Below are 6,984 nucleotides of genomic sequence, written 5' to 3' on the forward strand. Positions count from 1 at the left end.
GGGAGATCTCGGCGGCGCCGATGGATCAATGTGATCAGCAAGCGTTCGATCTGGTGATCAATGCGACGGCGTCCGGCATCAGCGGGGAGGTCCCGGCGTTGCCTGCGGGCGTAGTTAACGCGCAAACCCGTTGCTATGACATGTTTTATCAGCAGGGCGTCACGCCGTTTCTAGCCTGGGCGCAGAAGCAGGGGGCAACGGAATATGCCGATGGGCTGGGTATGCTGGTGGGGCAGGCGGCGCATGCCTTCCTGCTTTGGCACGGCGTAATGCCAGAGATCGAGCCGGTATTGCGCCAGCTGCGCAGCGAACTGGCGGCATAAATCCCGCCCGTTCTCTTTATAGGGAACGGGCGGGCTGTCAGATGTCTTCCGACAGGTATTCATCTTTCCAGCGTACATAGTTGTTCGAAGAATAAAGCAACCCTTCCAACTCGGCGGCGGTTAACGGCCGAATCTGGCGTGCCGGGCTACCCATATAGAGATAGCCGCTGGCCAGACGTTTGCCCGGCGCCACTAAACTGCCGGCGCCAATCATCACGTCGTCTTCTATTACTGCACCGTCCAACAGGATTGATCCCATACCGACCAGCACTCGGTTGCCGATGGCGCAGCCGTGCAGCATCGCTTTATGGCCCACGGTCACGTCTTCTCCAATCAGCAGGGGATAACCGTCAGGGTTATGTTCGGAGCGATGAGTCACGTGCAGTACGCTGCCGTCCTGAATATTGCTGCGTGCGCCGATCTTTACCGCATTGACGTCGCCGCGGATGGCGACCAGCGGCCAGATACTGACGTCATCCGCCAGATCGACGTCGCCGATGACGACGCTGGAAGGATCGATCAGGACGCGCTGACCGAGTTTAGGGGTGTATTGAAGATAAGAACGTACTGCATCGGACATAGTGCTGCCTCACCTCGGGATCATATTTACCGGCAATACTAGACTCTGACGATGGAATTACAACCAATCTCAGCGCCGGATCCTGCGGAAAATGGCCCTGATCGCACAAGATCCACCCGGAAGGGCTGAAAAGTGTGCAAACAGAAAGAAAAGATCAAAAAAGGGGTTGTGCAAAAAACTCGGATCCCTATAATGCGCCTCCATCGACACGGCGCAAGTGATTCACTTCACACAGCGGCCGGGAAGAAAGAGAAAAAATCCTGAAAATTAGGGTTGACTCTGAAAGAGGAAAGCGTAATATACGCCACCTCGAGTTAGCAAGCGAAAGCGACTAACTCACTGCTCTTTAACAATTTATCAGACAATCTGTGTGGGCACTCCACAAGACGATATCCAGCATCTTCGGATGCAAAAAAATATCAAGTCTTGAAGAGTGACTAACTGAAGTAAAATTCATGCAGTAAATCTTTGAGCATCGCTTCTCGAGTGGAAGCAAATCAAGCTTTTAATTGAAGAGTTTGATCATGGCTCAGATTGAACGCTGGCGGCAGGCTTAACACATGCAAGTCGAGCGGTAGCACAGGGGAGCTTGCTCCCTGGGTGACGAGCGGCGGACGGGTGAGTAATGTCTGGGAAACTGCCTGATGGAGGGGGATAACTACTGGAAACGGTAGCTAATACCGCATAACGTCGCAAGACCAAAGAGGGGGACCTTCGGGCCTCTTGCCATCAGATGTGCCCAGATGGGATTAGCTAGTAGGTGGGGTAATGGCTCACCTAGGCGACGATCCCTAGCTGGTCTGAGAGGATGACCAGCCACACTGGAACTGAGACACGGTCCAGACTCCTACGGGAGGCAGCAGTGGGGAATATTGCACAATGGGCGCAAGCCTGATGCAGCCATGCCGCGTGTGTGAAGAAGGCCTTCGGGTTGTAAAGCACTTTCAGCGAGGAGGAAGGTGGTGAACTTAATACGTTCATCAATTGACGTTACTCGCAGAAGAAGCACCGGCTAACTCCGTGCCAGCAGCCGCGGTAATACGGAGGGTGCAAGCGTTAATCGGAATTACTGGGCGTAAAGCGCACGCAGGCGGTTTGTTAAGTCAGATGTGAAATCCCCGGGCTCAACCTGGGAACTGCATTTGAAACTGGCAAGCTAGAGTCTCGTAGAGGGGGGTAGAATTCCAGGTGTAGCGGTGAAATGCGTAGAGATCTGGAGGAATACCGGTGGCGAAGGCGGCCCCCTGGACGAAGACTGACGCTCAGGTGCGAAAGCGTGGGGAGCAAACAGGATTAGATACCCTGGTAGTCCACGCTGTAAACGATGTCGATTTGGAGGTTGTGCCCTTGAGGCGTGGCTTCCGGAGCTAACGCGTTAAATCGACCGCCTGGGGAGTACGGCCGCAAGGTTAAAACTCAAATGAATTGACGGGGGCCCGCACAAGCGGTGGAGCATGTGGTTTAATTCGATGCAACGCGAAGAACCTTACCTACTCTTGACATCCAGAGAACTTAGCAGAGATGCTTTGGTGCCTTCGGGAACTCTGAGACAGGTGCTGCATGGCTGTCGTCAGCTCGTGTTGTGAAATGTTGGGTTAAGTCCCGCAACGAGCGCAACCCTTATCCTTTGTTGCCAGCGGTTCGGCCGGGAACTCAAAGGAGACTGCCAGTGATAAACTGGAGGAAGGTGGGGATGACGTCAAGTCATCATGGCCCTTACGAGTAGGGCTACACACGTGCTACAATGGCATATACAAAGAGAAGCGACCTCGCGAGAGCAAGCGGACCTCATAAAGTATGTCGTAGTCCGGATTGGAGTCTGCAACTCGACTCCATGAAGTCGGAATCGCTAGTAATCGTAGATCAGAATGCTACGGTGAATACGTTCCCGGGCCTTGTACACACCGCCCGTCACACCATGGGAGTGGGTTGCAAAAGAAGTAGGTAGCTTAACCTTCGGGAGGGCGCTTACCACTTTGTGATTCATGACTGGGGTGAAGTCGTAACAAGGTAACCGTAGGGGAACCTGCGGTTGGATCACCTCCTTACCTAAAGATATTGATTCGAGTGGCGTGCTCACACAGATTGTCTGATAGAAAGTAACGAGCAGAAATACCTTTATAGGCTTGTAGCTCAGGTGGTTAGAGCGCACCCCTGATAAGGGTGAGGTCGGTGGTTCAAGTCCACTCAGGCCTACCACTTCTTCGAAGTGGAAAAGGTACTGCACGTGACTGTATGGGGCTATAGCTCAGCTGGGAGAGCGCCTGCCTTGCACGCAGGAGGTCAGCGGTTCGATCCCGCTTAGCTCCACCATATAGTCCGGTATTTCAATACTTCAGAGTATATTGGCGACAGTATGCTGCGAAGTATTTTGCTCTTTAACAATCTGGAACAAGCTGAAAATTGAAACATGACGGCTGAAATTTATCCCTCCGTAGATGTACTGGGATGAAGAGTAACCTGTCATAGAGTCTCTCAAATGTTTGCAGCACGAACGATGGAAACATCTTCGGGTTGTGAGGTTAAGTGACTAAGCGTACACGGTGGATGCCTAGGCAGTCAGAGGCGATGAAGGGCGTGCTAATCTGCGAAAAGCGTCGGTAAGGTGATATGAACCGTTATAACCGGCGATACCCGAATGGGGAAACCCAGTGTGTTTCGACACACTATCATGTCATGAATACATAGTGGCATGAGGCGAACCGGGGGAACTGAAACATCTAAGTACCCCGAGGAAAAGAAATCAACCGAGATTCCCCCAGTAGCGGCGAGCGAACGGGGAGGAGCCCAGAACCTGAATCGGCTTGTGTGTTAGTGGAAGCGTCTGGAAAGTCGCGCAGCAAAGGGTGATAGCCCCGTACACTAAAATGCACAGGTCGTGAGTTCGATGAGTAGGGCGGGACACGTGACATCCTGTCTGAATATGGGGGGACCATCCTCCAAGGCTAAATACTCCTGACTGACCGATAGTGAACCAGTACCGTGAGGGAAAGGCGAAAAGAACCCCGGCGAGGGGAGTGAAATAGAACCTGAAACCGTGTACGTACAAGCAGTGGGAGCACCTTCGTGGTGTGACTGCGTACCTTTTGTATAATGGGTCAGCGACTTATATTTTGTAGCAAGGTTAACCGTATAGGGGAGCCGTAGGGAAACCGAGTCTTAACTGGGCGATTAGTTGCAAGGTATAGACCCGAAACCCGGTGATCTAGCCATGGGCAGGTTGAAGGTTGGGTAACACTAACTGGAGGACCGAACCGACTAATGTTGAAAAATTAGCGGATGACTTGTGGCTGGGGGTGAAAGGCCAATCAAACCGGGAGATAGCTGGTTCTCCCCGAAAGCTATTTAGGTAGCGCCTCGTGAACTCATCTTCGGGGGTAGAGCACTGTTTCGGCTAGGGGGCCATCCCGGCTTACCAAACCGATGCAAACTCCGAATACCGAAGAATGTTATCACGGGAGACACACGGCGGGTGCTAACGTCCGTCGTGAAGAGGGAAACAACCCAGACCGCCAGCTAAGGTCCCAAAGTCATGGTTAAGTGGGAAACGATGTGGGAAGGCATAGACAGCCAGGATGTTGGCTTAGAAGCAGCCATCATTTAAAGAAAGCGTAATAGCTCACTGGTCGAGTCGGCCTGCGCGGAAGATGTAACGGGGCTAAACCATGCACCGAAGCTGCGGCAGCGACGCTTAGGCGTTGTTGGGTAGGGGAGCGTTCTGTAAGCCGTTGAAGGTGGCCTGTGAGGGTTGCTGGAGGTATCAGAAGTGCGAATGCTGACATAAGTAACGATAAAGCGGGTGAAAAGCCCGCTCGCCGGAAGACCAAGGGTTCCTGTCCAACGTTAATCGGGGCAGGGTGAGTCGACCCCTAAGGCGAGGCTGAAAAGCGTAGTCGATGGGAAACAGGTTAATATTCCTGTACTTGGTGTTACTGCGAAGGGGGGACGGAGAAGGCTAGGCTAGCCGGGCGACGGTTGTCCCGGTTTAAGCGTGTAGGGGGTGTGACCTGGTAAATCCGGTTGCATACTAACCCTGAGGCGTGATGACGATGCACTACGGTGCAGAAGTAGTTGATGCCCTGCTTCCAGGAAAATCCTCTAAGCATCAGGTAACATTAAATCGTACCCCAAACCGACACAGGTGGTCAGGTAGAGAATACCAAGGCGCTTGAGAGAACTCGGGTGAAGGAACTAGGCAAAATGGTGCCGTAACTTCGGGAGAAGGCACGCTGGCATGTAGGTGAAGTCCCTTGCGGATGGAGCTGAAGCCAGTCGAAGATACCAGCTGGCTGCAACTGTTTAATAAAAACACAGCACTGTGCAAACACGAAAGTGGACGTATACGGTGTGACGCCTGCCCGGTGCTGGAAGGTTAATTGATGGGGTCAGCCGCAAGGCGAAGCTCTTGATCGAAGCCCCAGTAAACGGCGGCCGTAACTATAACGGTCCTAAGGTAGCGAAATTCCTTGTCGGGTAAGTTCCGACCTGCACGAATGGCGTAATGATGGCCAGGCTGTCTCCACCCGAGACTCAGTGAAATTGAACTCGCTGTGAAGATGCAGTGTACCCGCGGCAAGACGGAAAGACCCCGTGAACCTTTACTATAGCTTGACACTGAACATTGAGCCTTGATGTGTAGGATAGGTGGGAGGCTTTGAAGCGTGGACGCCAGTCTGCGTGGAGCCATCCTTGAAATACCACCCTTTAATGTTTGATGTTCTAACTCGGCCCCATAATCTGGGGTGAGGACAGTGTCTGGTGGGTAGTTTGACTGGGGCGGTCTCCTCCCAAAGAGTAACGGAGGAGCACGAAGGTTAGCTAATCACGGTCGGACATCGTGAGGTTAGTGCAAAGGCATAAGCTAGCTTGACTGCGAGAGTGACGGCTCGAGCAGGTACGAAAGTAGGTCTTAGTGATCCGGTGGTTCTGAATGGAAGGGCCATCGCTCAACGGATAAAAGGTACTCCGGGGATAACAGGCTGATACCGCCCAAGAGTTCATATCGACGGCGGTGTTTGGCACCTCGATGTCGGCTCATCACATCCTGGGGCTGAAGTAGGTCCCAAGGGTATGGCTGTTCGCCATTTAAAGTGGTACGCGAGCTGGGTTTAGAACGTCGTGAGACAGTTCGGTCCCTATCTGCCGTGGGCGTTGGAAGATTGAGAGGGGTTGCTCCTAGTACGAGAGGACCGGAGTGAACGCACCACTGGTGTTCGGGTTGTCATGCCAATGGCATTGCCCGGTAGCTAAGTGCGGAAAAGATAAGCGCTGAAAGCATCTAAGCGCGAAACTTGCCTCAAGATGAGTCTTCCCTGGGCCTTTAAGGTCCCTGAAGGAACGTTTAAGACTAAGACGTTGATAGGCTGGGTGTGTAAGTGCAGCGATGCATTGAGCTAACCAGTACTAATGATCCGTGAGGCTTAACCTTACAACACCGAAGGTGTTTTTAGAGAGATTTTCAGCGACGTTCCGAGATTGGTTCTGATGGCTTCACGGGAGTGAGGCGGTTGGAATGAAACAGAATTTGCCTGGCGGCAATAGCGCGGTGGTCCCACCTGACCCCATGCCGAACTCAGAAGTGAAACGCCGTAGCGCCGATGGTAGTGTGGGGTCTCCCCATGCGAGAGTAGGACACTGCCAGGCATCAAATAAACGTTATCAGTGTGACGACTGGTAATGCGCAAATCGCAAAGCGCGAATTTGCCGGCATCGAGAGATGCAACGTAAAAGAATCGGTGGAGCGGTAGTTCAGTTGGTTAGAATACCTGCCTGTCACGCAGGGGGTCGCGGGTTCGAGCCCCGTCCGTTCCGCCACTTAATTGATAAGCCCTGAGTCTCTGACTCAGGGCTTTTTCATATCTATATTTTGCGATTTTCAGGCCGGAATTGTCCTTCCTTACCGCCTTACTCCCCATATTGTTGCCTTTAGATCAAAAGTCTTATGCCGAACCAGGCGTTTTTGATCAATAAAAAAGTTGCCATAATCTTCCTCATACCACATCTACCCATTAATGAGAGAAAACATTATGAGCATCCCTGCATTTGGTTTAGGTACTTTCCGCCTTCAGGATCAGGTTGTTA

General features: G+C 52.5%; 1 protein-coding gene, 3 tRNA genes, 3 rRNA genes and 1 pseudogene. 7 read left to right on the forward strand and 1 reads right to left on the reverse strand.

Annotated elements, in window-relative coordinates:
* Nucleotides 1-323: pseudogene (locus tag ACIRJP_RS41675) on the forward strand (hypothetical protein); the annotation flags it as partial.
* 37 nt (nucleotides 324-360) lie between these two features.
* Here ACIRJP_RS41675 and ACIRJP_RS41680 read toward each other — a convergent pair.
* A complete protein-coding gene (locus tag ACIRJP_RS41680) occupies nucleotides 361-903 on the reverse strand; it encodes a gamma carbonic anhydrase family protein (protein WP_025304486.1) in 543 nt (180 codons plus the stop codon).
* 506 nt (nucleotides 904-1,409) lie between these two features.
* Here ACIRJP_RS41680 and ACIRJP_RS41685 point away from each other — a divergent pair.
* The 6 genes from ACIRJP_RS41685 (at nucleotide 1,410) to ACIRJP_RS41710 (ending at nucleotide 6,717) form a co-directional block, all read left to right on the forward strand.
* Nucleotides 1,410-2,951, forward strand: a 16S ribosomal RNA gene (locus tag ACIRJP_RS41685).
* A 74-nt stretch (nucleotides 2,952-3,025) separates the two neighbouring features.
* Nucleotides 3,026-3,102: transfer RNA gene (locus tag ACIRJP_RS41690), tRNA-Ile, on the forward strand.
* Nucleotides 3,103-3,140: 38 nt separating this feature from the next.
* Nucleotides 3,141-3,216, forward strand: a tRNA-Ala gene (locus tag ACIRJP_RS41695).
* Nucleotides 3,217-3,423: 207 nt separating this feature from the next.
* Nucleotides 3,424-6,331, forward strand: a 23S ribosomal RNA gene (locus ACIRJP_RS41700).
* 99 nt (nucleotides 6,332-6,430) lie between these two features.
* A 5S ribosomal RNA gene (rrf, locus tag ACIRJP_RS41705) occupies nucleotides 6,431-6,546 on the forward strand.
* Together the 16S, 23S and 5S rRNA genes with 3 tRNA genes alongside form the textbook arrangement of a ribosomal RNA operon.
* Before the next feature lie 94 nt (nucleotides 6,547-6,640).
* Nucleotides 6,641-6,717: transfer RNA gene (locus ACIRJP_RS41710), tRNA-Asp, on the forward strand.
* The last annotated feature ends 267 nt before the right edge of the window (nucleotides 6,718-6,984 follow it).

The organism is Streptomyces sp. NPDC102437, from assembly GCF_044765565.1.
Classification (GTDB): domain Bacteria; phylum Actinomycetota; class Actinomycetes; order Streptomycetales; family Streptomycetaceae; genus Streptomyces.

Coding starts and splice junctions, on each gene's coding strand:
- ACIRJP_RS41680 (WP_025304486.1), bottom strand. CDS start 903: ATGTCCGATGCAGTACGTTCTTATCTTCAATACACCCCTAAACTCGGT.